Annotated in this window: 27 protein-coding genes; 8 read left to right on the top strand and 19 right to left on the bottom strand. The window is 58.1% G+C overall.

Features of this window, described 5'->3' with window-relative positions; all coding sequences use genetic code 11:
- Positions 1 to 73 precede the first annotated feature (73 nt).
- The 4 genes from IEW73_RS16635 to typA form a co-directional block, all read right to left on the bottom strand.
- Positions 74 to 208 carry a hypothetical protein gene (locus tag IEW73_RS16635; RefSeq protein ID WP_268236298.1) on the bottom strand — a complete coding sequence of 45 codons (135 nt, stop codon included), beginning with the start codon at positions 206 to 208 and terminating at the stop codon, positions 74 to 76.
- A gap of 94 nt (positions 209 to 302) precedes the next feature.
- On the bottom strand, positions 303 to 1,226 hold the full coding sequence (gene mshB / locus IEW73_RS11040; protein WP_229675930.1) for an N-acetyl-1-D-myo-inositol-2-amino-2-deoxy-alpha-D-glucopyranoside deacetylase: 924 nt from the start codon (positions 1,224 to 1,226) through the stop codon (positions 303 to 305).
- Entirely contained in the window at positions 1,205 to 2,998 is a 1,794-nt protein-coding gene (locus tag IEW73_RS11035) for an ABC transporter family substrate-binding protein (protein ID WP_229675929.1), read from the bottom strand. Before IEW73_RS11035 ends, mshB begins: the two co-directional genes overlap by 22 nt.
- Before the next feature lie 201 nt (positions 2,999 to 3,199).
- Positions 3,200 to 5,116 (bottom strand): translational GTPase TypA, encoded by a 1,917-nt coding sequence (typA, locus tag IEW73_RS11030; RefSeq protein WP_188674558.1) that lies wholly within the window; start codon positions 5,114 to 5,116, stop codon positions 3,200 to 3,202.
- A gap of 292 nt (positions 5,117 to 5,408) precedes the next feature.
- Here typA and IEW73_RS11025 point away from each other — a divergent pair, with 292 nt between their 5' ends.
- Positions 5,409 to 5,585 carry a hypothetical protein gene (locus IEW73_RS11025; protein WP_188674555.1) on the top strand — a complete coding sequence of 59 codons (177 nt, stop codon included), beginning with the start codon at positions 5,409 to 5,411 and terminating at the stop codon, positions 5,583 to 5,585.
- Between the two features lie 150 nt (positions 5,586 to 5,735).
- Entirely contained in the window at positions 5,736 to 6,029 is a 294-nt protein-coding gene (locus tag IEW73_RS11020) for an Rv1893 family protein (protein WP_188674552.1), read from the top strand.
- 2 nt (positions 6,030 to 6,031) lie between these two features.
- Here the strand turns inward: IEW73_RS11020 and IEW73_RS11015 are convergent, their stop codons facing one another.
- From IEW73_RS11015 to IEW73_RS11000, 4 genes are read right to left on the bottom strand one after another with little or no spacing between them, the layout of a single operon-like run.
- Complete coding sequence (locus tag IEW73_RS11015; protein WP_188674550.1) at positions 6,032 to 6,442, bottom strand: (deoxy)nucleoside triphosphate pyrophosphohydrolase; 411 nt, start codon at positions 6,440 to 6,442, stop codon at positions 6,032 to 6,034.
- Positions 6,435 to 7,547: an ABC transporter ATP-binding protein gene (locus IEW73_RS11010; RefSeq protein ID WP_229675928.1), complete on the bottom strand. Its 1,113-nt coding sequence runs from the start codon at positions 7,545 to 7,547 to the stop codon at positions 6,435 to 6,437. The genes IEW73_RS11015 and IEW73_RS11010 overlap by 8 nt, the downstream gene beginning before the upstream one ends.
- Before the next feature lie 19 nt (positions 7,548 to 7,566).
- Positions 7,567 to 9,228 (bottom strand): ABC transporter permease, encoded by a 1,662-nt coding sequence (locus IEW73_RS11005; protein WP_229675927.1) that lies wholly within the window; start codon positions 9,226 to 9,228, stop codon positions 7,567 to 7,569.
- Positions 9,204 to 10,253 (bottom strand): thiamine ABC transporter substrate-binding protein, encoded by a 1,050-nt coding sequence (locus IEW73_RS11000; protein ID WP_229675926.1) that lies wholly within the window; start codon positions 10,251 to 10,253, stop codon positions 9,204 to 9,206. Before IEW73_RS11000 ends, IEW73_RS11005 begins: the two co-directional genes overlap by 25 nt.
- Before the next feature lie 148 nt (positions 10,254 to 10,401).
- On the opposite strand from IEW73_RS11000, the gene IEW73_RS10995 reads away from it, so the two are divergent.
- Together IEW73_RS10995 and IEW73_RS10990 are read left to right on the top strand one after the other, a co-directional pair.
- Positions 10,402 to 10,701, top strand: a complete 300-nt coding sequence (locus tag IEW73_RS10995; protein ID WP_188674543.1) for a 4a-hydroxytetrahydrobiopterin dehydratase — start codon at positions 10,402 to 10,404, stop codon at positions 10,699 to 10,701.
- Between the two features lie 308 nt (positions 10,702 to 11,009).
- The gene (locus IEW73_RS10990; RefSeq protein ID WP_188674540.1) at positions 11,010 to 11,759 is read left to right on the top strand and encodes an Rv1157c family protein; all 750 of its coding nucleotides are present in this window, start codon (positions 11,010 to 11,012) and stop codon (positions 11,757 to 11,759) included.
- Positions 11,760 to 11,863: 104 nt separating this feature from the next.
- Here the strand turns inward: IEW73_RS10990 and IEW73_RS10985 are convergent, their stop codons facing one another.
- Together IEW73_RS10985 and IEW73_RS10980 are read right to left on the bottom strand one after the other, a co-directional pair.
- Positions 11,864 to 12,943 (bottom strand): SDR family oxidoreductase, encoded by a 1,080-nt coding sequence (locus IEW73_RS10985; RefSeq protein WP_188674537.1) that lies wholly within the window; start codon positions 12,941 to 12,943, stop codon positions 11,864 to 11,866.
- 123 nt (positions 12,944 to 13,066) lie between these two features.
- Positions 13,067 to 13,222 (bottom strand): hypothetical protein, encoded by a 156-nt coding sequence (locus IEW73_RS10980; RefSeq protein WP_188674535.1) that lies wholly within the window; start codon positions 13,220 to 13,222, stop codon positions 13,067 to 13,069.
- Positions 13,223 to 13,448: 226 nt separating this feature from the next.
- On the opposite strand from IEW73_RS10980, the gene IEW73_RS10975 reads away from it, so the two are divergent.
- Positions 13,449 to 14,981: a sodium-dependent transporter gene (locus IEW73_RS10975; protein ID WP_188674532.1), complete on the top strand. Its 1,533-nt coding sequence runs from the start codon at positions 13,449 to 13,451 to the stop codon at positions 14,979 to 14,981.
- Positions 14,978 to 15,094, top strand: a complete 117-nt coding sequence (locus IEW73_RS10970; protein WP_188674529.1) for a methionine/alanine import family NSS transporter small subunit — start codon at positions 14,978 to 14,980, stop codon at positions 15,092 to 15,094. The genes IEW73_RS10975 and IEW73_RS10970 overlap by 4 nt, the downstream gene beginning before the upstream one ends.
- Here the strand turns inward: IEW73_RS10970 and IEW73_RS10965 are convergent.
- The 5 genes from IEW73_RS10965 to IEW73_RS10945 all read right to left on the bottom strand — a co-directional run bounded on the left by IEW73_RS10965 (position 15,091) and on the right by IEW73_RS10945 (position 19,404).
- Complete coding sequence (locus tag IEW73_RS10965) at positions 15,091 to 16,242, bottom strand: aminotransferase class V-fold PLP-dependent enzyme (protein WP_188674526.1); 1,152 nt, start codon at positions 16,240 to 16,242, stop codon at positions 15,091 to 15,093. The genes IEW73_RS10970 and IEW73_RS10965 overlap by 4 nt on opposite strands.
- 18 nt (positions 16,243 to 16,260) lie before the next feature.
- A complete protein-coding gene (locus tag IEW73_RS10960; protein WP_229675925.1) occupies positions 16,261 to 17,559 on the bottom strand; it encodes a mannosyltransferase in 1,299 nt (432 codons plus the stop codon).
- A 246-nt stretch (positions 17,560 to 17,805) separates the two neighbouring features.
- Positions 17,806 to 18,036, bottom strand: a complete 231-nt coding sequence (locus IEW73_RS10955; RefSeq protein ID WP_188674523.1) for a PspC domain-containing protein — start codon at positions 18,034 to 18,036, stop codon at positions 17,806 to 17,808.
- Positions 18,037 to 18,307: 271 nt separating this feature from the next.
- Positions 18,308 to 18,637: a nuclear transport factor 2 family protein gene (locus tag IEW73_RS10950; protein WP_188674520.1), complete on the bottom strand. Its 330-nt coding sequence runs from the start codon at positions 18,635 to 18,637 to the stop codon at positions 18,308 to 18,310.
- A gap of 11 nt (positions 18,638 to 18,648) precedes the next feature.
- Positions 18,649 to 19,404, bottom strand: coding sequence for an SDR family oxidoreductase (locus IEW73_RS10945; protein ID WP_188674517.1), 756 nt, complete (start codon positions 19,402 to 19,404; stop codon positions 18,649 to 18,651).
- A gap of 63 nt (positions 19,405 to 19,467) precedes the next feature.
- On the opposite strand from IEW73_RS10945, the gene IEW73_RS10940 reads away from it, so the two are divergent.
- Positions 19,468 to 20,154 carry a TetR/AcrR family transcriptional regulator gene (locus tag IEW73_RS10940; protein WP_188674514.1) on the top strand — a complete coding sequence of 229 codons (687 nt, stop codon included), beginning with the start codon at positions 19,468 to 19,470 and terminating at the stop codon, positions 20,152 to 20,154.
- Positions 20,155 to 20,244: 90 nt separating this feature from the next.
- Here IEW73_RS10940 and IEW73_RS10935 read toward each other — a convergent pair whose 3' ends face one another.
- Complete coding sequence (locus IEW73_RS10935; RefSeq protein ID WP_188674511.1) at positions 20,245 to 20,652, bottom strand: RidA family protein; 408 nt, start codon at positions 20,650 to 20,652, stop codon at positions 20,245 to 20,247.
- 124 nt (positions 20,653 to 20,776) lie between these two features.
- Here IEW73_RS10935 and IEW73_RS10930 point away from each other — a divergent pair, with 124 nt between their 5' ends.
- The gene (locus IEW73_RS10930; RefSeq protein WP_188674507.1) at positions 20,777 to 21,442 is read left to right on the top strand and encodes an HAD-IA family hydrolase; all 666 of its coding nucleotides are present in this window, start codon (positions 20,777 to 20,779) and stop codon (positions 21,440 to 21,442) included.
- A 302-nt stretch (positions 21,443 to 21,744) separates the two neighbouring features.
- Here IEW73_RS10930 and IEW73_RS10925 read toward each other — a convergent pair whose 3' ends face one another.
- From IEW73_RS10925 to IEW73_RS10915, 3 genes are all read right to left on the bottom strand, one after another.
- Positions 21,745 to 22,155, bottom strand: coding sequence for a DUF1801 domain-containing protein (locus IEW73_RS10925; RefSeq protein ID WP_229675924.1), 411 nt, complete (start codon positions 22,153 to 22,155; stop codon positions 21,745 to 21,747).
- A 175-nt stretch (positions 22,156 to 22,330) separates the two neighbouring features.
- Positions 22,331 to 23,410: a redox-regulated ATPase YchF gene (ychF, locus tag IEW73_RS10920; RefSeq protein WP_188674504.1), complete on the bottom strand. Its 1,080-nt coding sequence runs from the start codon at positions 23,408 to 23,410 to the stop codon at positions 22,331 to 22,333.
- 80 nt (positions 23,411 to 23,490) lie between these two features.
- Complete coding sequence (locus tag IEW73_RS10915; protein WP_188674501.1) at positions 23,491 to 23,913, bottom strand: plastocyanin/azurin family copper-binding protein; 423 nt, start codon at positions 23,911 to 23,913, stop codon at positions 23,491 to 23,493.
- Positions 23,914 to 24,101 lie beyond the last annotated feature (188 nt).

The following is a 24,101-nucleotide window of genomic DNA, read 5'->3' as shown; positions in this document are numbered from 1 at the left end:
CGGTTTGGGAGCTACCACGGCTGGCCTCATGCCTTTCGTTCCACAGGGTGCGTTGACAATGCTGACAGTCAGATCAACGCGGTGGGTAGCCCATCTGGGTCAACTGGAAACTAATGTCGTCCACCGCGCCGTAGATGGAACCCCAGTAGGCGTTGGCGATCTCAACCTGAAACTGAGCGGGATCTAGGATCCAAGCAATGATGTCCATATGATCGGCCTTTCTTGTTGTTGCACAGGGTACTGGTCTTCGTGAACTGCTGAAGAGAGCTTATAGCGAATACGGCTCCTGCGCTGCCGTCATCTCACGCTTTCCGGACAAGTAGTTCCGATGTAGGAGCACCGTCCGCGGTCGCGTGTGGGGAAGTTCGCGCAAGGACGAAGTGTTCTTCACCGAGAATGGGTTGCGCGATCTTGTTTGACAAGGCAAAAGAAGCACCATCGTCACTGACCGTCACTTGTGTTGCGTGGGCCCGGAACGCTTCAACCTTCTGCCGGAAATATGGGCGTATATCAATGCGTGTGGTAATCCGATGATCGGGAAACAAGCCGAGCCCGCCGGACGTATCACGCAACCAGTCGCGTGGGACCTCGCCCACACTGTCCAGCGCCTGACGGTGCGTCTCCTCACCGATGACGCTCCAGTACAACAGCGGCACGTCCCACACATGATCCATGTGCCCGCTCGCCGCAAGCTCCACTGCGGCGTGAGTGACGGCATGGGCGCGAATGTGATCAGGGTGCCCATAGGTACCGTTGGGGTCGTACGTCGTCACCACGTCCGGCTGAAAGTCACAGATTATCGCCGCTAGCTCTGACGCTGCCACCATCATGTCAGCGTTGACAAACGCACGTGGATTCTGGGCAGCGGGGGTGCCCGCCATCCCGGAATCACGCCACCGCCCAGCGCCGCCCAGAAACTGATGCGTCAACGTCCCGACGCCGTCAGTTCCGGCCAATGCTGAGCACGCTCGACTGAGCTCAAGAACGCGGTATCCACCAAGCTGATCAGCTTGATCCGAAGTCAGCAGCGCGAACTCGTCGCCAATAACTTCGCCTTCCTCCCCCAGTGTGCACGTCACTACCATCACGTCAGCACCTTCGCGCACATACTTCGCGATAGTGCCGCCCGTGATGAGGGTTTCGTCATCTGGGTGAGCGTGCACAAACAGGATCCGGCCTGAAGGATATGCAGCGGCCCTATTGGTCATTGCGGTAGTCGTGCCCACAGTGACGCCTCCGCGAAAACGCCTACAGGAACCGGAAGTTCCAGATTGACACCCGACACCGTGTCTCGGACGGCGAACATTGTGACGTCTTGCATGATCGGCAAGACAGCTGCGAGGTCCCACAGTACGGGCTCAGCAGTTGCGATTACGTCCAAGACGTCCGCTTGGCCAGTGAGTGCCGCGTAAATGGGTTCGGCTAACTCTGGTGCACACGTCCCAGATACGTTGCTTGGGGCGCGGATTGAGTCACGCATCGGGGCACTATCAGACTCGCCATCAGTTCCCGGTTGGTGAGGAATGGCGACGACATCGCCATCAATAGTTGGGCATAGCCACCGCGAAGCCAACTCTGTCGCGGGGTCAAATCCGGTTTGAGTCCAACCAACGATGGCGTCAATTGCCCCGCTCGTTGCCGCTTCGCCATACAAGCGTGCAGGGGCAACCTGCGTCACACGGGCCTGCACGCCGACTTGCCGAAGCTGATCGGCCGCCGTGCTCGCCACTGCTCGTGCGGATTCGTCGCCACCCGGCACACCGAAAACAATATTAAGCGCCGGCGCGGCAGGATCACCGCCTTCACGAAGTACGTCATCCACCAGCGCATATCCGGCGTCGCTGAGGATTGCCATTGCGTCTTCGAACCGCAGTCGACTCGGCGCGGTAGGCGTGTAGTTCGGCGACGAAGGCGGAAGAACTTGCGCCTCATCAACCGCCACGGTTGCAGTGCCGCCGCCACCCACTGTTGCTAGCACGTCGGTATCGAGGAAGCTTAGGAGCGCGCGCCGCACCTGACTGTTGTCGAGTGGCGCAACCCTGGTGTTCAACGTCAGTTGCATCGAGCGGGTTTGATACACGCGAGATGTGCTAACCCCACGGATAGCCGATAACTGAGCCTGCAACGCAGCTCCACCATGAACTTCGGCTACTTGTGCATCGTCACTACGAAGAGAGTCGGCGATTTGCGCAGCGGTTCCTCCACGACGCAGGTGGATACGATCGGCAGCTGCAGGAACATCCCAGAAACGATCGTTTCGTTCTAGCCGAATGTCGTCGCGGCCCCGATCAACTCGATGGATGTGGAATCGAGAGCCGGAAACCGGAATTGTGTCTGTCAGCCCGGAGTCGAAGCCCCCAGGAGAATCCTTAATTAAATGCGCAGGCAGGAGATGGGTAAACAGTTCCCGCCACGCCGGGTATGGGTCAACGAACTCCACGACCACTGTTTTTCCACCGGCGGCAGATCGGACTGATTCGATGAGGTCATAACCTGCGGGATCGACCACTCCCGGCTGGGTCGTCATTTGGCGCCATAAATAGAGAAAATCTTCAGCCGCGATCGGGGCGCTATCGGACCACTGCGCATCATTACGCAATACGTAGGTGACGGTGAATGGCTCGTCGCCAAGGCCGTCTGAGGTAACTTCTGCCGAAACAATCAGAGATGGGTCGGGAACCCATGCCACGCCTTGCGGGTTGGCCGGATCAACGACAGGCCGAAACGGGCTTGGCAGCACTAGATCAGCGATTGCTCTGCTGACGGGCGACAGATGTGATTTCAGGTGCGGGTTGAAACCCGAGCCGATGTCGTCGATAGCGACAACGATCTCGTTCGCCACCACCGCTGGAGGCGCCACGGGAGTAACCGTTCCGGTGCTCTCAATTGGCGGTGGAGGGCTCGCGGTGCACCCTGTCACCGCGAGCACGGTTGCTGCAACAGCGGCAACGATCCCCCGCTGTCGCACAGACCTGCGCGCAGTTAACGATGTCTGCACCGCTTCCTCCCACACCTGAAAAGTCACTGCTGGGTTCGCTGAACCCCGCGCCTACTGCCATCGTGCCATGCCCTCGTCCACAAATCGGGATTCGGAACTAACTTTGGCATCAATTGCACCACCGTGTCGCAAGCTGTCGCTGTCACCCAGTGCCGACGCGACGCAGGGCCAGAGCGACCCTGCGCCTATCCGACCCTGCGGTTATGCGTTGTCGCGGATCTTCGCGCGTGACCGCTCGCGCTGACGAGTGGTGGCATCAAGGATGATCTTGCGGACGCGCACGATGTCCGGCCCGACCTCAACGCACTCGTCGCTGCCACAGAACTCAAGAGCACCTTCGAGGTCGAGGCGAGTAGCGCGCTGCAACCGCTCAAGCTCATCGCCTGTCGACGACCGCATGTTGGTGAGCTTCTTTTCCTTGGTGATGTTGACGTCAAGGTCCTCGGCGCGCGGGTTCTCCCCAACGACCATGCCCTCGTAGCAAGCATCGCCCGGCTCAACAAAGAAGTTACCGCGGTCTTGCAACGTGAGAAGCGCGAAGTTGGTGATCGCACCTGCCCGGTCTGCGACCAGTGAACCTGTGTGGCGGCTGCGGATTTCTCCCGCCCATGGCTCGTAGCCGTGCGAGTGGCTGTTGGCGATGCCGGTTCCGCGAGTTTCGCTCAAGAAGGTTGTGCGGAAACCGATAAGCCCGCGTGCTGGCACGACGAACTCCATGCGCACCCAGCCTTGGCCGTGGTTCACCATTTTTTCCATGCGTCCCTTGCGGGCAGCCATGACCTGAGTGACGGCACCGAGGTATTCCTCAGGTACGTCGATTTGCATCCATTCGAATGGCTCGTGCAATTTGCCGTCGATGACCCGGGTAACCACCTGTGGCTTACCCACAGTCAATTCGAAGCCCTCGCGACGCATCTGTTCCACCAAGATTGCTAGGGCCAATTCCCCGCGCCCCTGCACTTCCCAGGTATCTGGACGTTCGGTGGGCAAAACGCGAAGCGAAACATTGCCGATCAGTTCTTGATCGAGGCGAGCCTTGAGAAGACGTGCGGTGACTTTTGTGCCGCCGTTGCGACCCGCGAGGGGCGAGTTGTTTGTGCCCATCGTGACGGAGATCGCGGGTTCGTCAACTGTGATGCGAGGAAGCGCAACAGGGTTGGCTGGGTCGGCCAGTGTGTCACCGATCATGATGTCTTCGATACCTGCGACAGCGACGATGTCACCGGCGACGGCTTCCTCTGCAGGAACACGAGTAACACCTTCTGTGCGCATGAGTTCGGAGAGGCGAACGCTCTTTACTTCGCCGTCCCCGCGCATCCACGCGACCGTTTGTCCCTTGCGAAGCTTCCCGTTGTGAATGCGGACGAGGGCGATACGTCCAAGGAACGAGGATGCGTCAAGGTTGGTGACGTGGGCCTGCAGTGGTGCTTCAGGATCGGCCTGTGGCGCTGGTACGTGCTCAAGCAGGAGGTCGAAAAGTGGCTGAATATCTGGTGAGTCTGGCTCTTCACCATCAGCGGGGGCTGTCAGGCTCGCTTTGCCGGCTCGTGCACAGGCATAGATGACGGGCATCTCTAGCGCGTGTTCTGCGGCGGCAGATGCGTCAGCATCTTCGAGGTCGCTTGCTAGGTCGAGCAGGAGGTCGTGCACCTCGTCGACAACTTCAGCGATGCGAGCATCTGGGCGATCAGTCTTGTTGACCGCGAGAATGACCGGCAAGCTGGATTCGAGTGCTTTACGAAGCACGAAACGGGTCTGCGGCAGAGGGCCTTCACTAGCGTCAACGAGGAGCACTACGGCGTCAACCATGGACAATCCGCGCTCAACTTCGCCACCGAAGTCCGCGTGACCTGGCGTATCGATCACGTTGATGATGACTTGACTGCCATCTGGGTTGGTGCGACGAACAGCCGTGTTCTTCGCGAGGATCGTGATGCCTTTTTCGCGCTCTAGGTCACCTGAATCCATGACACGCTCGATGAGTTCCGCACGTTCAGCGAACGCACCTGACTGGCGCAACATCGCGTCAACGAGAGTGGTTTTCCCGTGGTCAACGTGGGCGACGATCGCGATGTTTCGAAAGGCCGGGTTGCGGTAACCCGCAGCGGTGGACGACACACAAGCTCCTGTAATGGTGGTGACTCCGAAATTGTGGAGATACCTAGCTGGACACGTTGAGTGTTCGCGATGGATTCCACATTCGAAGGCATGAGGAAACCCCGCCAAGCCCGCGTTCGGAACGTGGCAGGATCTCACATCAATAACAAATCAGTCTTTACGATACCCGCTTGGAGCGGTTCCGACTCAATCGGAAACCCAAACAAGATCAGTTAGGGCATGCTTGCTTAAGTAGGTTAGGCTTTCTTATATACGAGTTCGCACCACCCGACGCGGCGGAGATAGTGAAACGATGGGCAAAGTCAAAGCGGCGAAGGTCAGCCAACTTAAGCCGAAAAAGAAGTGTTGTCGCAGCAAGAACCGCTGCCTGCGCTGTCCCTATGTCATTGCCAAAATGAAAAAGCTAGAAGCTGCGGGAGTCAAAGGTGGGGACCTGAAAAAGCAACTCAAGCGAGTTCGCGCCGCCTAATCACGTCCACGGTCTTCTCAACAACCAGCCGATCCGCCTAGCATGGTGTGAGGAAGCTCTCACAACCTCACCGCATCACTCCACTGCAGGCACCGCGCCCCCGGCAGCGACCAAACACCGGCAGCGGAGCCCTATGAACAGGACGGCACCATGACAACACCAGAGGACGACAACAAGGACCAGGCTCAGGACACTGGCGAAAACCAGCCCGAGGGTGAGAAGAAGCGCCCCAGCGTCATCGACCAGGCTCGAGATATAGCCATGACATCACTTGATAAGTCAGGTGAGATCGTCGACGGATCAGGTGACATTCTGCAAGGAAAAGTCGCCGACGGAACTGGAAAAATCATCAAGGGCATCACCGACATCAGCACAAACGCGGCCAGCAAAGGCGCCGCAATCATCACAGACCGCATTCCGCGCCCAGGAAAGAAAAAGAAGTAAACCTACTCGCTTCGAGTCAGTTCTTCTCTCAGCAGTTCGGCGAGATCAGGCAACCATTCTCGATCGTGCGCTACCCAGTCAATCGCGTCGAGTTCATCAAGCTCGATCCACCGAATCGCACTGTGCTCGTGCGCTGCCGGGCACCCATCAAGTAGGACGACTCGGTATGCGCGGAGTACGTATCGGTGATCAAGCAGCACCTCTGAGCCGAGTCGTGACCCAACGGAACACAGAATGCCAAGTTCCTCTTCGAGTTCCCGACTGAGTGCCGTTTCCGGTGTCTCCCCCTCGTCAACCTTTCCACCTGGAAGTTCCCACAAACCTGCCAACTCAGGCGGGTAGGTGCGCTGCGCGATCAGTAGCCGCCCATTTTGAGTTAACGCCGCCGCTGCGACCTCGCGCCGCTCAGTCATCCGCACCGCCGCCAACTCGTGCCCGCGTCCCTTGCACGTGGGAGCGATTGCTTGGCGAACCGCTGTTCGGAGGCACTATCACTCCTGTGCGTCGACCGTCGAGACCCAACCGTATCGACTGGCCAACAACAACATCGTCGTACAACGTCCCTGCAGCACCGCACTCCCCCACGCCATCAATCATGACGCGCATCCGGAGACCATCCGGCAGCACCACAACTGACACCACAGTTGCCTCAACAGGACCATGTGGCGCGACGACGAGTGAATGCTGTCCGAGCGCAAGAACCGCATCCCCATCAGGTCCATCAACGCCAACGGCACCCAACGCACACCGTGCAACACCATGTCGAATGTGCGCATCCAAAAACGATTCGAAGCCCAGAAATTTCGCGACCACGGTGTCAGCGGGGTTTCGCCACAACAATCGAGGCGGGGACACTTGCCGGATTGTGCCGTCAATAATGACGGCAATCTCGTCTGCCAAGAATGCTGCCTCAGAATGGTCATGGGTAACCACCAATGTTGGAGTGTGTGACTCCGCAACGATATGGCGAACGTCAATGGCAAGACGATCACGCAGACCCCGATCCAACGCAGAGAGCGGTTCATCGAGCAACAGCAAACGAGGCCTTGGCGCCAATGCACGAGCCAAGGCCACCCGCTGGGCTTCACCGCCAGACAGTTGGTCAACACGTCGCGAGCCGTACCCGACCAACCCCACAAGATCGAGAAGTTCGTCAACACGTGCGCTGCGCTCCGCCTTTGTCAGCTTGGGATGCGTGTCTCCGTCACCCACCGCGCGGCGCGCAGCACTACCCACGGTGAGCCCATACTCAATGTTCCCGGTGACCGTGCGATGGGGAAATAACTGACCATCTTGGAACACCAGCCCAATGTTGCGCTTATGGACCGGCACGTTCGTGATGTCTTCCCCATCGAAACTGACTGTCCCCGAAGTGAGTGGTTCGAGCCCAGCGATTCCGCGCAATACAGTCGACTTCCCAGAACCCGACGGCCCCAGTAACGCAAGAATGTGCCCCCCGCGATCAATGGTGACGCTGACATTGTCGACCGCGGTGAAATCGCCGTAACGAACACTCATCGATTGGACTGTGAGCATCTCAGAACTCCCCTATATCGCGGATTCGAGCGACTTCGACTATCGCAATCACTGCCGCAGTCAGCGCCAACAACACCACCGCACCTGACAGAGCCATGGATACATTGTCTACGCCTGGTCGTGCGATGAGTCGCCCTATCAACACGGGCAAGGTGGGCTCACTGGCGCGCGCAAGAAACGACGTTGCCCCAAACTCACCCAATGCAATGACAAAGGCGAACCCTGCAGCCGCAGCAATTGACCTGGCAACCAAAGGAAAGTCGACGCTCCACCACACTCGAGCAGGTGATGCCCCCAAAATCGCCGCACTGTCACGTAAGTGTTCGCCAACGGACCGCAAGGCAGGCAGAACCACACGAACGACGAGCGGTGTGGCAATCAAGGCTTGCGCGATGGGAACAATGAGCGCAGACCGTCGGAGGTCTCCTGGAAGGTGTCCCAAAGTAATAAGGATACCGAAACCCACTGTGACAGCACTGATCCCGAGCGGCAGCAGGATCGCCCCATCTGCAATCCAGGCGTATCGGCCTTGCAGACGACTCACAGCGATCGCCGCGAGCACACCCATAGTTAGTGCCAGGATGGCGGCATCGGTGGCGGTCCGAATCGACAGCGCAGCCGCTTCGAACCCATTAGTCCCAGCCCGCGCCGAAAACAGCAATCGGTAGCCCTCAAGGCTCCATTCACCGCGCCGTCTCAGCGAACGAATGATCAGTAGCACCGGCGGCAAGACAAGGACGACACCAATAAGTGCCAGCACCGCGGCCACCCCACACCACTGGGTGCCCTGCGGTTTGCGGCTCGTCGCCGTCATTGGCCGCAACGACATCGATTGCTTCCGCCCAGGCCTTGACAGCGTCGCCACGGCAATCGCCACCGCAATCGTGGCCATCTGCAAAAGCGACAAAGCTGCCGCTGTCCGGAGATCAAAAACCTGAACAGTCTGAAGGTAAATCTCCGTTTCCAGGGTCCGGTATCGAGAACCGCCAAGCACGAGGACAACGCCAAAACTTGTGGCACAAAACAGAAAGACAACCGCAGCGGCAGAAGTGATCGCGGGCCGCAAAGCAGGAACCGTCACCGTCCACCACGCCCGCAACGGCGAAGCTCCCAGAGTGCGGGCCGCAAGTTCAGCACGCGGATCCAGGTGAGCCCACACAGAGCCGACAGTGCGCGCCACCACCGCAACATTAAAGAACACGTGGGCGATCAGAATTGCCCACACCGTTCCGTCAAGACCCAAAAAGCCAAGTGGACCATCCTGGGCGAACAACGCCCGAAAGGTAATGCCCACGACCACTGTGGGCAGCACAAACGGAACAGTCACCAACACCCGCAGCAATGTTCGGCCTGGAATATCAACGCGCGCCAGCATCCAAGCGATAGGCAACCCCACAGCAAGCGTCAACACCGTCGACGCGGCAGCCTGCCCCACAGTAAAGGCTGCAATGGACCACACCGATGGCTGCATGAGTATCGCAAGGGTGCCGCCCGGGTCGAACGCACCAGTTGTGTCCACGAAACCTCGGTGCATGATCGCCACCACCGGCCACGCAAAGAACACAACGAGAAAAAGCGCTGGTATCACACCGACAAGCACCGCCGCGGGTATGCGACGGTGCTGCTCGGGAGCCTCAGCTAGCCGAGAACTAGGCTGCGCCACTCTGATATCCACTGATCGCGGTTGTCACCAATTCGCTCTGGCGACATCGTGATCGGGTTCGCTGGTGCGGGTGCGTACTTCTCATATGCGTCTGGAAGTGGGGTTCCTTCCACTACTGGGAAGACATACATATTGTCGGGAAATGCCTCCTGGACCTCCGGGCTAAGAAGGAAGTCGATCACCTGGCCAGCTTCGGCCGGTTTCTCGGTGCCCGCCAGCACCCCCGCGTACTCAATTTGCCGGAAACACGTCGCATCGAGCGCCCGAGTTGGCGGTGGAGTACCGTCCTCACCTGCTTCTGCGGGCGGGGAGGAAGCATACGAGACAACAATGGGGCGGTTTCCGTCACCGTCTGTTCCCGAGAAGTCGCCGTAGTAAGCCTGGGTCCAGCCATCGGCGACACGAACACCGTTGTCACGGAGAGCCGTCCAATAGTCTTGCCACCCGTCACCAAATGTTTCAACGGTCGCTAGCAGGAACGCGAGTCCCGGCGATGAAGTCGCAGGATTCTGCACCACCGTGAGGTCCCGGTGATTCTCACTAAGCAAGTCATCGAGTGTTTCCGGTTCCGCGATGTCGTTCTCAGCGAAGAAGCGAGTGTCGATGTTGATGCACACATCGCCGTAATCAATAGGCGTCAATGCTGCGCTGCCCGGGTAACGGAACTCTTCAGGAACCGCGACCGCCGCCTCGAAATCAGTAAAGACACTAGCGTCAATTGCACGTGAGGCAAACGTATTGTCGATGCCAAACACCACGTCACCCAGTGGATCGTCTTTGGTCAGAACCACGCTAGTGGTGAGCGAACCCGCATCCCCCTGTGCCCGATGATCAATGCGAATGCCTGTCGATTCTTCAAACGCGTCAAAAAGCTCTTGCGGCAGTGAAAAGGAATCATGGGTCAACAGAACTACGGTGTCCGCTTCACCATCAGCATCGGTACCTAGCAACGAACACCCGGCAACCATGGGCGCCAACACGGCTAGCGCAACACCTGTTCTGACAATTCGCTGAGGTCTAACCAAGACACACTCCTAATTTCAAGCCGAGGCGCAACAGGCTGTGGCACCTTCTTGTGCCAAACACTATCGCCATATTTCGGTAGATATACGCACTCGATCCACAATGGGAAATGATGCTTCCGTCGCACGTGGCAAATGTCACACTTAAGAAATGTCAGAACTGCTGAATAACTCGGAAATCGCTGCCGCACTAGAGATGCAACCACAGTGGGAACGAGAGGGTGACACACTCGTCAGGGCCGCCACATTTCCCACGTTTCTCACCGGACTCGCCGCCATCAACGACATTGCCACGCTGGCCGAAGAGGCCAATCATCACCCCGACATCGACATTCGTTGGCGCACTGTCCATTTTCGCTGCACCACGCACTCGAAGGGTGGCATTACGCAACTCGACGTCAACCTTGCGCAAGCAATTGAAGACGTAATTAGCAAGCACCAACCATCGTGACAACGTAGTCGGATCACCCAGAACAACAACCACATTGGTATCCATGTTGCGAATCAGTATTTATTCGGCTGAACTACAGCCAAGAGTTGGTAACGCTTAAGAAAACCCAACCACAAGAACCTAGCGTCCTGTGAATATGAACAACTAGCGGCTTGGCCAAACACCGCCAAGTCGCACAATCACGCAGACGCTCTGTCGGTAAGAACGGCAGCGAGATGTAACGGCAATTCAACCTCCGGCAGCGCGTACGCCGCTGGAATAACGGCCTACTTTGTGTAGGTCGCGACGGAGACAAGGACGGAACCACAGTGCCCCACACCCGCACACCGCGTAACGCACTCGCGGCGCTGACGATCACCGTTGCCGCTGTGGTAGCGGCACCTGGGATTGGATCCACACAGACTGCGCCGCCAATTGACACCACCGCAATGGAGATCATTCCCGCGATCATCGGCTCAGCGGTCACCAGTGCTGCCTCCCCCGATGCTGCGCATGATGAACTCATCACTACGCTCACCGGACTGCTCATGCAGCCAGGAGTTCCGAACGAGGTACGCGATGGCGCCGAACGAATTGTTTCGTTCATCAGCGTCGCGGAACCGACCGCCCCTGGTGGACCGCCACTTCCTACGGACGGCCCGCCAATCTCGCAGTTCCTCTACCCCACCATTGGGTTTGATTGCATTGGTCCCGGACAAAGTTCCATCGCAACAGCGCTCGCTGTTTCCGGCCCAGCAGCGATCCCAGTACCGGGACCACGTAAGCGAGAAGCAGCGTTCGTGTTCACCGCACTCGGCACCGGCGGCGCCACAGACCACAAGCCACACGATGCACTAGCAGTGTCATGGTTCAACATCGACACCGGTCGGTCTGGCACAGCGCAACTCGACAATAGCGCCGGAATCAACCCGCAAGGACCGGCAACATACACCGCAATCGAACGAACCGGCAGTGGACGAGTGCTGGCCACAATCCACGGCAGCGTCACACTTCAGGGCCCGAACGGCCCCATCACCTGCGGTTTCGCTCCGACCGTTGGGTTCGTCCACGTCGAGTGACGTCCTAAAACTGCTGTGACGTCCTAAAACTGAACTGGCAACGCAATGTTGCCGCGCCCCTCAGATCCCCGTAGGTGAACCTCACCCTGCGGGGATCTTGACATTCACGGCGCGAATCCCGTTAATCGCCTCGCCATCGCGTTGACAGGATGCACTGCCCCATCCGTGTCTCGCTCCGCAAGCCATCGTTCGTACAGTTTCGGGGCGTAGTCAGCTAGCGGCGTCGGCTCGAAACCAAGCCCATCGAGAATCGACAGTGTCGTCACAGACTGCGCCAGAATCTGTGGCGTCCAATATTGAGTCAACCCCTCGGTAAATCCGATCTCCGTCAAAACAGCTCGACGTACTCGACGGTTCACATCACCAACAAACGGCAGCGCATCAACGAACGCAACTCCGAGAGACCACGAGGTAGTAACACCGCGAGTGACAATTCCAGGCATGGGAATGGCCACGGACGGGCCGCCCGCGACGGCTGACAGGGTGCGATACACCCGAGAAATTGGTTCAGGCTCAGGTTGGGCTAGTTCAAACCGACTATTGGGTTCTGCTTCGGCATGGATGAGCGCAACCAGCGCCTTGGCTGCGTAGTCCGTCGATACGACATTGGTGATTCCGTCGAAAATATCCGGTATTGGTAGGTCACCAAAGGTTCGCGCCAATCGAGTTAGCGGAAGAAGCACATCTAGTGGTCCCGGAGTTTCAGGAAGCTCGCCCGTACGCGCGTCCCCGACTAGAACTGCCACGTGATAGCGCCGCACGTCGAGGTCGGACTGGGCCCCGAGAAGCCATTCCGCGTCCGGAGCAGGAGCAACAACGTGCACAGTGCTGTGCGGACGAGCCGCACGTGCGCACCGGATCGTCAGGTCAAGGTCTTCTTCACTGCTTCGCGCGCACCCATAGTTGGGCAAACACACAACATGATCATGAGTTACCGCCAGCCGCCGCAAGAGCGCGATTGAATCTTTTGGTCGCGTGCGAGGGTAGGTGTGCAATCGCTCATCCGCCGCAACAACGGACCACGCAGAGTGCCCGCTTGCATCAGCGTTTCTGCGGGCAAACCCTGAGTGCACTAGGGGCTGGTGCAAAAAGGTAATTCGTGTGCAATCAGGACGTGCAAGTAATTCCTCGACAACGATGCGGGCAAGCAGAGTATCGGCGCCGAGGATGAGGTACGACGACATGATGTCCTTTTCTCAAACGAATTCATGCCCTGCCCTGCAGTATGCAGCGCCCGGCGAGAATGTTTCTCACACAGAAGTATGTGCCGCCATACCTTAACGGCCTGGCGGCACACACATTTTAGGTCAGGGGCGTGCTGCGAGTTCCTCTTGGTAGCCGCGAATGCGTTCAGCGATTTCGTTCGCGTCAGCATCACGACCGTCCTTGCGGGCTTCCTCCTCGCGGACCCGCAGCTCCCGGATGGCTGTGCGGATATCGTTGATACTCAGTACGTGACTCATGTCACAATGATGCCTGTTTTTTCGTCCAGTTGCCAGGTTTCGAGCAATCCAAATTTGACTTCACCCACCCGCAACAACTTCTCCGACAACACTGATGCAACGGTTCTCGACATCCTGGTTACACCTAACTAAATGTGGATTAACGTAGACCTACAACACAGCGAAACCGTCACGTCTGTTTGGCAGCACCGCCGCCCCTCCTCACCAAGCTAAAAGGAACCTCGGTATGGACACGCAACGCGAGGTATGGAGCACTCGGTCAGTTTTCATTCTGGCCGCAATTGGCTCCGCCGTCGGACTAGGAAATATCTGGCGATTCCCGTTTGTCGCCTACGAAAATGGTGCAGGTGCGTTTATTCTCCCGTACCTGATCGCACTGCTCACGGCCGGTATCCCACTGCTCTTTCTCGACTACGCGATCGGGCATAAGTTCCGAGCATCGCCGCCGCTTGCGTTTCGTCGACTAAGCAGATGGACCGAAACTTTCGGGTGGTGGCAAGTCGGCATCTGCTTCGTCATCGCCGTCTACTACGCCGTGATCGTTGCGTGGGCTGCCCGCTACGCGTTCTTCTCCATCGGTCAACTCTGGGGCGACGACCCCGAGGGATTCTTATTCGGCACCTTCCTCCAGCAGGAAGACGGCGCCCGAGTTGGATTCGACCTCGTACCAGGCGTCGCATGGCCTTTACTGCTCGTGTGGATCGGCACGATCGCAGTGCTTGCGTTCGGTGTTCAGCGCGGTATCGGCGCATCAGCAAAGATCTTTGTGCCGCTGCTAGTTGTCCTATTCCTCACCCTGGTTATCCGGTCGCTATTCCTTGACGGCGCCATCGACGGCCTTAATGCGTTCTTCCAACCAGACTGGTCATTGCTGACCAACCCGACGGTGTGGATAGCGGCGTACGGTCAAATCTTCTTCTCGCTGTCGATTGCGTTCGGCATCATGATCACCTACGCCTCGTACCTGAAGATCAAGACCAACCTCACCGGTTCCGGACTTGTTGTTGCCTTCTCGAACAGCAGCTTTGAAATCCTCGCCGGAATCGGTGTTTTTGCTGCACTCGGATACATGGCGGCGATTGCACAAACTGGAGTGGACGAGGTTGTTAGCGGTGGCATCGGCCTCGCATTTATCGCGTTCCCGCAGATCATTTCCGCAATGCCAGGCGGGTCCATCTTCGGCGCGGCGTTCTTCACCTGCCTACTCTTTGCGGGCTTCACATCGCTGATCTCGATCGTGCAGGTCGTCGTCTCATCCGTACAAGACAAAGTCGGACTGTCCCGCGGACCCGCAGTGCTCATCGTAGGCGGCGCAATGACGGCAGTTTCAATGGCGCTGTTCCCCACCACCACAGGTGTTGGAGTTCTCGACGTCGTCGACAAGTTCGTCAACAACCTCGGAATCGTCGGTGTCGCCCTTGTTGTCATCATCACCGTCGTGTGGGTGCTTCGACGCAGCGGAGAATTCGCCGAACACCTCAACGCCGTGTCGTCATTCAAGATCGGCCGAGTCTGGCAACTATGCATCGGCATCGCAACACCAGTGGTGCTTGGCTACATGCTCGTCAGCGAAATGATGACCCTCGCCGAGGACGGTTACGGCACCTACCCAGCGAGCTTCACACTCGCGCTCGGGTGGACAGTCCAAGCCATTTTAATCGTCGTTGCCATCGGACTGACATTGCTGCCATGGCGCAAAGGCACCGACCTCGGCCAACCGCACTCCGCCGAGTTCATTACGAAAGCAGGATCCCGATGACTATCTCCGCCATCATCATGATGATCGTTGCACTCAGCATTGTGTGGGGTGGACTCATCGCAAGTCTGATCTACCTACATGCTCATCCTGACGACGAAAACGAGAAATCCTAACGACTGTGGATCGCTAGCAAATCCGCAAGGACATCAAGATCATCGTCGGTGACGTCGACGTGTGCACTCACTCGCAACGTCGCCGGTGCGGGGCTCAGCGGGGCTCGTTCAGGCCCCGCGAAAGTCGTCACCACCGCAGTGCTTTCTTCGCTCGTGGCGGGCTGAATCAGTGCGTTCCGAACCTCCAGCACGCGTGCGTCAATCCAACCCTGCGGAGGCAGCAACGTCGTTAAGGACGACCGCTCCTCCGCAGGTTCCACAACACGCCACCCAGCAACACCGTCGAGCCGATCGCGGACAAGCGCACCAACTGCATGAAGCCGCTCACGCACCTTTTCCGGCCCAAGCTTGTGATGCTCCCTGACAGCGATTGACAAACCCACACGGCCGGCGATGTAAGCCTCCTGCGACTCCAACAACTCAGGTTGCACGCTCAAGACCCCTGCCTCCACAGATTCGGGCCGAACTCCGATGAACCCAACGCCACGGGGTCCGCAGAGCCACTTACGACTTGTTCCATAAATGGCGTCCGCGCCCACATCGCACTCAACGTGCCCAAACCCCTGCGCAGCATCCACGACCACAGGAATGCGCAGCTCGCGGCACACAGAAACGATTTCTGCGGTCGGCTGAACGATCCCACGCGATGATGCAATCTGACACAGGTGCACAAGCCTCGGATTGAGGGCAATCAATGCCGCCCTCACCGCGTCCACGTCAGCGCGGCCCAGCGAATCCACCACCGGAAGTGTCTGAACATCAAACCCAAACATGTTGAACAACCGGACATTCAGTCCGTATTCATTAGGTAGGACCGCCACCACACTGTTCCTCGGAAGTTGCAGCTGCACCAACAATGAGGTGAGAGACGCAACGGCACTTTCCGTGAACGCGATACTCGCCGGTGGCAAACCACACAATGCGCCCAAGTCAGCCCGGCCACGGTCAATGATTTTGTTGGCTGCCTCGTGGGCCACATACCCGCCCAGTTGCGCCTCACAGTCAAGATGCGCACTGATTCCGAGCCGAACCGCATCACTCATACGTCCCGCGGCGGCGCTATCAAGATGAATCGACGCACCCATCAACGACGAACGCGCTGCACGAAACTGCTCGGCAACATCAGGATGCGGAAGCGCCACCGCCATATTCGACCTTTCTGCAAATCACCGGGAAGAAAGACTCACCGAGTCCGGTCCAGCGGGAAGGGTGAGCGAACCTCTACGACCGCACCACACCATCCACCCAAAAATCGTCAACGCGCCGACTACATAGACAAGTGCGAACCACACCAGGATCGGCGGATCCACGACGGTCCAAATCGTGTCCTGCTGAAAACTCAACAACCACGGCACACCCACCATCACCGCGGCACCCCACACAATCGCCAACCCGCGGGCACCCCGCATGCCCGAAAACGGGCCGTACACAAGCCACAAAACCAACGGCAACACCCACACCCAGTGATGCGACCAAGACACAGGCGAGATCAAAAGTCCCAAAAGTTGCACAACCAACAAAACGCCTAGCTTGTCGCCACTAGCCAGCGACCGCCACGCCACGAACGCCGCCACAACACACACAACGACGGCGATCCCCCACACAACATGGACGTAATTGTCCGACACACCGAAACGGTGCACCGCCCCGAAAACTGACTGGTTCCACACCGACGCGACAGGACCAATACGATCTGCGTCCCCAAAATACGATCGAATGTACTCCCGGGTCTCGTCACGAATGAGCACCCAACTGACACCCACCGTGCCAAAAAAGACGACCGCCGAAAATGCAGCGGCCAAGTAGCGACGCTGCGCGACGAAATACAAACCAGCAATAGCGGGAGTGAGCTTAATGCCAGCCGCAACGCCCACCAACAGTCCACTCACCCACCAGCGAGAACTACGGACCGCCACCATTATCAACAACACCAAGAAAACATTGATCTGGCCGTAGTCCAGGGTCGTACGAACAGGTTCTGACCACATTCCCACCGCAGTCCACAGCATCGCCTCCCGCGAATACCGCGCATTCTTGGCAACTTCTGAACCCAACATCAACTGCTGGCAAATTCGAACGACCCCGAACAGGGCCGCCACAGTGCCGAGTTGCCACGCCACAGCAACAAAACCAAAAGGCAACAGACTTAATGGGAAAAAGACAAGTGCTGCAAAAGGCGGGTACGTAAACGGCAGCGGGAACTCCGGAGTATTCGCCGAATAGCGAAAAGCGTACAAATCGCCCGAAACGATTTCGGCAGCCCCATCGACATAAACGTGCAAGTCCAAGAAATTCGTCGCATTCGGCACGAACGCAATCCACGCCAATCGCGCCGCCACAGCTGCTACCAGGATGAATGGTGCCCACCGTCGCAGAATTGAAATGAGACGCACCCAGCGCGCAACCACTAAAAACCCCCGCACATCATCAATCCGCAGCAACACACTGTGCGCGGACCTTCTCAAGACGACCACGATAGCGGAACTATTGGCCGGACGCCGACCTTGCGGCGCGCGCGTAGGGCTGCCCTGGGTTCTTTGGGGCTTCTTGGAAAAGTTGGACGCCCCCGCGATACATGAACCAAGGAGAAAAGTCTGCGCGGGGGCGCACTCACTAATTTACGGACGACAACACCGAACGTCTGCCTGAAAACGTACTTCTCAGGGACTTCACAGCGGAACTCAGCCAACTATTATTTAGCTCTTTGAGCGCTAGCCCTGCCAGTACTGAGGTCCCGGAGACATTCCATTGTCAGACTCCAACGGGATAAAGAACCACATCACGATGTACACCAAGATGCCGATTCCGAGCGTGCCAAGCAATGACACCAGCACAAACACCAGCCGGATGAGGTTTACATCCCAGCCGTATTGCTTCGCAATACCACCGCAAATACCTGCGATCCACCGGCCTTCACGGACTCGGGTCAATTGGCCATTCATCACACAACCTCCAACGCTGCCTCGTCGGCCTCGATTTCACACTTGGAAAACCGTTTCCCAATCCACTACTACGCTAGTGACGAAGCGTTGATAACGCATCGGGTGAATCCCTGAGTCATACCCGGATATCGCGGTGGTTGTTTGGTGGCTGGTGGCTTTTCCGGCGGCGCTGGCCCGGTGACGCTCCCGCTTTGTACAAACGCTCCCACTTTTTCAGTGAAAAAGCGGGAGCGTCCGTCAAAAGTGGGAGCGTGAGTGTAAACGCAGCCTGTCAGCCTTCGCGGATGGTCATTTTTGCGAGCTTGTCGCCCTCGGTCTCGAAGATGAACTTCGAACGACCGTTGGCGTGGTTGGATCTCCAGTCGCCGATTACGGTGATGGTGCCGCCGGTGGTATCGACTTCCTCAACGGCGAGAGTTCCGCGGGCGCCGATGAATTCTTTGTCGCTCCACGCCTTGATCTCTTCACGTCCGGTGAAGATGCGGCCCCAGTCGTCCACTGCCCCACTCGGGGTGAAGGCGCCGAGAAACGCGTCCTCGTCGTGAATGTTGACAGCATCGATGAATGCCGCCACCGGCTCAGGAATTGTCTGCTCAGTCATTAGTGCTCCGTTCAGCGAGTGGTGTAGCCACCATTGGGGAAGATCGTCTGCCCTGTGATCCACCAACCTTCGGTGGCGAGGAACCGCACGATTGGGGCTATGTCCTCGATCTTAGTTAGTTGGTTGCCCATGCCCTGAGACTTGTGGAACTCCACACGCTCGGGGGTTTCTTGGCCGTAGAAGAAGGGGGTGTCCATTGGTCCTGGTGCGACCGCAGTGACAGAGATACCGCGAGGCGAAAACTCTTTCGCAGCGGCGCGGGTGAAGTGCTCAACCGGGGACTTTCCGCCAGCGTACGTGGAGTAGCCGTCGGTGAATGCCGCGAGCAGCGAGGTAAGGATCGTGATGACCTTGCCGTCGTCGGCGAGGTTCTTGCCCGCTTCCTTGATGAAGAAGTAGGCGGCTTTGGAGTTGATATCGAACATCGAGTCGTACTCGTCTTCAGTGGTCTCCACAATTGGCTTGCGCAGCACTTTCCCGACCGTGTTCACCGCTACATCGATCTTCCCAAGTGCTGCCTCTGCATCGGCAAAGAGGCGCGTTACATTTGCCGGAACTGTGAGATCACCTTGGAATATCGCACCCTTGACGCCTGCGGCTTCTACCTCAGCGAGGGTGCTTTCCGCGTCGACGCGACTTGAGTCGGAGTTGTAGTGGATTGCGACGTTCGCGCCAGCCTCGGCTGCCTGGCGGGCGATTAGCCCACCCAGGTTTTTTGCCCCTCCTGCAATGAGGACGTTCTTGCCTGCAAGTGTGTGCTCGGCCATTCCATGCCTCCATATCAATGTTACTTGTTTATGTAGCACCGCTACAGCGACTAACGTAGCACTATGACAGAAACATCGACAAGTGATACACGGGAGCGACTTATCGCGGCGGCCGCCGATTTGATCGCCAGCGCACCCGGCGAAGACTTCTCACTGAGAGCGGTGTGCGATGCAGTCGGGGTGAAAATGCCGACGCTGTACCACTTTTTCGGATCCAAGCAAGGACTCATCGAGGCAGTCATCGAGCACGGTTTTGACCTGTATCTGGCAGAAAAAAAGTCGATGGAGTGGTCCGGCGACCCAATCCAAGACATCCGAGCAGGGTGGGACGCACACGTCGCATTCGGGCTAACCAACCCCGGCTTCTACACCCTCATGTACGGCAAAGTTCGGCCCGGGTACTCCCCAGAAGCACAGTCGCGCCCAAGCGCGATACTCCTGTCACTCACAGAACGAGCCGCCGAGCAGGGCAGACTCGTCGTCTCACCTGAGCAGGCGGCAGCACACATCCTCGTGACCAACATTGGTGTCACACTGCGACAGATCATCCTCGCAGCCCCAGACCCCGCGCTATCCGCAGCCGTCCGAGAAGGCGCAATCGCCGCAATTACCGGCGTAGGGGTACCCACAAACAACCCCCTCGCAGCAGCCATCGAGATCGCCGCCGCCTACCCCGACATTCTCGGCAAAAGCGAAACTCAACTCCTCGTCAAATGGCTCAGAACTCTCAGCACGAATCAGCAGAGCTAACAAGCTTGAGGGTGATGCGGTGTGCAAACCTACGAGCAAAATGCCGCCTCAATGGCGGAAGGCCGAGTACCACCACCAGACGCCTCAGGGTCAATCGACGACAGCTGCGACCGCTTCAAGCTCCACCAACTGGTTGTCGTACCCCAGCACCGTCACACCCATCAGCGTGCTTGGAACATCATGGGATCCGAACGCATCGCGCACTACTTCCCATGCAGCCACGAGATCAGCTTGCTCAGACGAGGCCACCAGTACGCGCGTCCTCACCACATCCTCGATTGTCGCCCCCGCAGCTTCAAGCGCCAGCTTCAACGTCTCTACACACGCCGCAGCTTGCCCACCGTAGTCGCCGACCGCAACGGTATTGCCATCCTTATCCAGAGGGCACGCTCCCGCCAAGAAGATAAGCCGGGCGTCTTTCGGGGCGGTCGCAGCATATGCGTACTCGGCAACGTCAGAAAGATTCTCAGCGCGTATCAGCTGCACAGAACTTGGCACGCTGCCAGTATCTCACCCACCGCCGCGGCTCACAGGGCGACGCAATAGACCACGACGAGCGCGCCGCGGAAAAGTAGGATAGAGGGGGCTAGCTGGTCTGCCGATCGAGAAGTAGGTGATCCGCATGCCCCGTCGCGTTGATGCCGTTGTTTTCGATGTCCTCGAGACTTTGCTTGACCTCGAACCCATTTGGACAAGGCTCGAGGAAGTGGGACAGCCTGCGGCGGTACTGGGGCCGTTCTTCATGCGTTTCCAACGTGACGCGATGGCACTAACACTTGCCGGTGACGTCGCGGACTTCAAACGGACCGCCCGCCAGTCGCTACGCACCGAGACTAAACAGACAATGTCGGACGACGATATCGCGTACGTCCTCAAAGGCTTTGCCACAGTCCCGGCGTTCCCAGATGCCACCCCTGCCCTGCGCAAACTCTCGGAAGCTGGGATCACTACCGGCTGTCTCACTGTCGGAGACCCGAACAATACGCGCTCGTTCCTGGTCGGTGCAGGCCTCGATTCCTATGTCGATCACGTAGTGACATCCGACGCGGTTGGCGTATGGAAACCTGCCCCCGCGGCGTATTACCACACAGCGAAAGCTCTGAACTGTGAGATCGACCGGATGGCGCTCGTCGCGGTCCATGCTTGGGACTGCCACGGCGCCAAGAAGGTCGGCGCTCTCGCGGGATGGTTTTCCCGCCTCGAAGGAGGGCCCGGTGATGTATTCCTCCCCGCAGACGTCCGTGGTGACGATCTCGTCGAGGTGGTCGACCGACTCCTGGCGCTCTAGCTGATGAGGTGTAATACGTGACCCCCGGTGTGCCCTAGAAGCCAGCGACCGTGACGCTCCCACTTTGTGCAAACGCTCCCGCTTTTGCACTGACAAAGTGGGAGCATCCGTCAAAAGTGGGAGCGTGAGCGTCACAGATAAGCCGGACAGCCGCACCTACCGCTGAGGAGCGATTACACATCAAACCTACGTCCACAACATTCAGTCACAGTGAAACCTGTTCGTGGGACACCTCCGCGTCGGGGACGACGAGAAGCGACGTACACGGCTGGGCCAGGCCCAGTCGTGTCAGTTCGCCGCGATCAGGAAACCGCCGAGTGGACGATCTCGGCGATGCGCTTCTCCGTGGTTTCGTCAAGGGTGTCGAAGTACCATGCTGCAGGCATCAGTGCTCCGTCGGAAGCGCCTGCGGGATTGAGCGCGACCTTCTCAGTGAGAGCCAGGTTAACGCGTTCGTCGTTACGCAGTGTAACCAGCGCAGGCGTGCTCGCGGAGAGCGCATAGGCTGGCATGCCGTACCAGATTCGCGGCTTCAGCGTGGGCTCGGCGGCCATGATGACCTCATGTACTCTCCGCACGAGTGACCGCTCCGGTTCGTCCATTTTCGCGATCTTGTCAATCACCTGGGCCAGGTTTTTCTCGTCTTTCGATGCCACTTCATGTCCTGTCGTCATCCGATGCCTAGCATCGGCAGTTGAAATCGGCGCAACCACGCGCCGCACCTCATCCGGACATGTCCCGAGTGGGTCGGGCCTCTCCGCAATGCTTCAGGCGGTCCGCGCCTGGAAGTGCATACGGCAGCATCCGCTGCAACACTGATAATAACACTCGCCGTCTCATTCGCGAGAGGCGAAGCAGAGCAGGTCAGCCCTCTTTTCGGAACTTCGATTACACGTTAAACCGGAAGTCGACGACGTCGCCGTCGGTCATGATGTATTCCTTGCCTTCCATGCGGACTTTGCCCGCGGCTTTCGCTGCGGCCATTGATCCGGCTGCAACGAGGTCGTCGAATGACACGATTTCGGCCTTGATGAAGCCGCGTTCGAAGTCGGTGTGAATGACACCGGCGGCTTTGGGTGCGGTGTCGCCGCGTTTGATCGTCCATGCGCGGGATTCTTTGGGACCAGCGGTGAGGTAGGTCTGCAGGCCTAGGGTTTCGAAGCCAGCGCGGGCGAGGGAATGCAGCCCGGGTTCGGTTTGTCCGATGGTTTCGAGGAGTTCCATCGCGGATTCTTCGTCGAGTTCTTGTAGGTCGGATTCAACCTTGGCGTCGAGGAAGACGGCCTCGGCTGGTGCGACTTTACTGCGCAGTTCGTTTTTGCGATCTTCGTCAGTCAGTACGCCTTCGTCGGCGTTGAATACGTAGAGGAACGGCTTGGTGGTGAGGAGTTGCAGTTCCTTCAACAACGGTAGGTCGATGTTGTTTTTCTGCGAGTACAGCGTCTTGCCACTGTCGAGAAGCTCTTGGGCCTGCTTCGCTGCATCGGCAACCGCCCGCCGGTCCTTGTTGTTCTTTGCTTCCTTATCCAACCGGAGAACTGCTTTGTCGAGCGTTTGGAGGTCCGCAAGGATGAGTTCAGTTTCGATGACTTCAATGTCGGCGAGCGGGTCCACTCGGCCGTCGACGTGTACTACGTCGTCGTCGGTGAAAACGCGCACGACCTGGCAGATGGCGTCGGCTTCGCGGATGTTCGCGAGGAACTTGTTTCCAAGTCCAGCGCCTTCACTCGCGCCCTTCACGATCCCGGCGATGTCAACGAACGACACTGTTGCGGGCAGGATGCGTTGCGAACCGAAGATTTCCGCCAGCTTGTTCAGCCGCGAGTCAGGCAGCTCAACGACACCAACATTGGGTTCGATTGTCGCGAACGGGTAGTTCGCTGCAACAACATTATTTTTCGTCAGGGCATTGAACAAGGTGGACTTTCCCACGTTGGGGAGTCCGACGATTCCGAGTGTAAGGCTCACAGCTAGCTGAGTGTACGGACTTCTCGCCGACACTTACAGTCGAGTGGTTCTCACAGCGCGTCGAAACCGCCGGAACCTAGCTATTCAACAACCACTGTTCCCTGCATTTGGGGGTGGATTGAACAGATGTAGTTGTACTCTCCAGCTTCTGTGAAGGTGTAACTCCAGGTTTCCTCACGCAATGTTGGGCTTCTGAAATCGTCCGGAGCACCGTCGCGCCCGACTACGTTGTGGGGTGTTTGGCCGTGTCCGAAGACCCACTCGACGGTGTCGCCTACTGACACCGTGACAGTCGATGGTTCGAACGAGAACCCAGTTACCTCAACTGTCGCGGCTGCACTGTCCGCGTCCACGTCATCGTCGGGGGCCTCGGTGGCCGTTTCCGTGGTTTCGATCGGTGCTGGCTGCTCTGTTTCATCGGTATCGGTTCCGCATGCGGTCGCAGCGCCCATCACCAGCACAGCGGCTGCAGCAACTAAGGTGCGTGTCGTTTTGATAACCACTTTACGAACCTACTTTCTTACGTGTTTTTACCTTCGTATTTCGCCTACCGTGGTTCACTGTCAAGCGTATCGACCAGCGGTCTGCGCGTGAAGTTTTTGCCGGTTTTGCTCTATTAATGGCGTTAATGTCGCAATTGTGCGTGAGGCCGGCGACATATTGAACACAACCGTGGCTTGACGTTGCGATT

The organism is Hoyosella rhizosphaerae, assembly GCF_014643175.1.
GTDB lineage: Bacteria > Actinomycetota > Actinomycetes > Mycobacteriales > Mycobacteriaceae > Lolliginicoccus > Lolliginicoccus rhizosphaerae.
The sequence above is the reverse complement of the archived record's forward strand: the minus strand, read 5'-3'. Positions and strand labels throughout refer to the sequence as shown.

Excerpts from the sequence above, each read along its gene's own strand:
- IEW73_RS10975 (WP_188674532.1), top strand. The coding sequence starts at position 13,449 with ATGGACACGCAACGCGAGGTATGGAGCACTCGGTCAGTTTTCATTCTG.
- IEW73_RS10985 (WP_188674537.1), bottom strand. The coding sequence starts at position 12,943 with ATGTCGTCGTACCTCATCCTCGGCGCCGATACTCTGCTTGCCCGCATC.
- IEW73_RS11025 (WP_188674555.1), top strand. The coding sequence starts at position 5,409 with ATGGGCAAAGTCAAAGCGGCGAAGGTCAGCCAACTTAAGCCGAAAAAG.
- IEW73_RS10950 (WP_188674520.1), bottom strand. The coding sequence starts at position 18,637 with ATGACTGAGCAGACAATTCCTGAGCCGGTGGCGGCATTCATCGATGCT.
- IEW73_RS10970 (WP_188674529.1), top strand. The coding sequence starts at position 14,978 with ATGACTATCTCCGCCATCATCATGATGATCGTTGCACTCAGCATTGTG.
- IEW73_RS16635 (WP_268236298.1), bottom strand. The coding sequence starts at position 208 with ATGGACATCATTGCTTGGATCCTAGATCCCGCTCAGTTTCAGGTTGAG.
- IEW73_RS10965 (WP_188674526.1), bottom strand. The coding sequence starts at position 16,242 with ATGGCGGTGGCGCTTCCGCATCCTGATGTTGCCGAGCAGTTTCGTGCA.
- IEW73_RS10955 (WP_188674523.1), bottom strand. The coding sequence starts at position 18,036 with ATGAATGGCCAATTGACCCGAGTCCGTGAAGGCCGGTGGATCGCAGGT.
- IEW73_RS10945 (WP_188674517.1), bottom strand. The coding sequence starts at position 19,404 with ATGGCCGAGCACACACTTGCAGGCAAGAACGTCCTCATTGCAGGAGGG.
- IEW73_RS10940 (WP_188674514.1), top strand. The coding sequence starts at position 19,468 with ATGACAGAAACATCGACAAGTGATACACGGGAGCGACTTATCGCGGCG.
- IEW73_RS11015 (WP_188674550.1), bottom strand. The coding sequence starts at position 6,442 with ATGACTGAGCGGCGCGAGGTCGCAGCGGCGGCGTTAACTCAAAATGGG.
- IEW73_RS10980 (WP_188674535.1), bottom strand. The coding sequence starts at position 13,222 with ATGAGTCACGTACTGAGTATCAACGATATCCGCACAGCCATCCGGGAG.
- IEW73_RS10995 (WP_188674543.1), top strand. The coding sequence starts at position 10,402 with ATGTCAGAACTGCTGAATAACTCGGAAATCGCTGCCGCACTAGAGATG.
- IEW73_RS11010 (WP_229675928.1), bottom strand. The coding sequence starts at position 7,547 with ATGAGTGTTCGTTACGGCGATTTCACCGCGGTCGACAATGTCAGCGTC.
- IEW73_RS11020 (WP_188674552.1), top strand. The coding sequence starts at position 5,736 with ATGACAACACCAGAGGACGACAACAAGGACCAGGCTCAGGACACTGGC.
- IEW73_RS10930 (WP_188674507.1), top strand. The coding sequence starts at position 20,777 with ATGCCCCGTCGCGTTGATGCCGTTGTTTTCGATGTCCTCGAGACTTTG.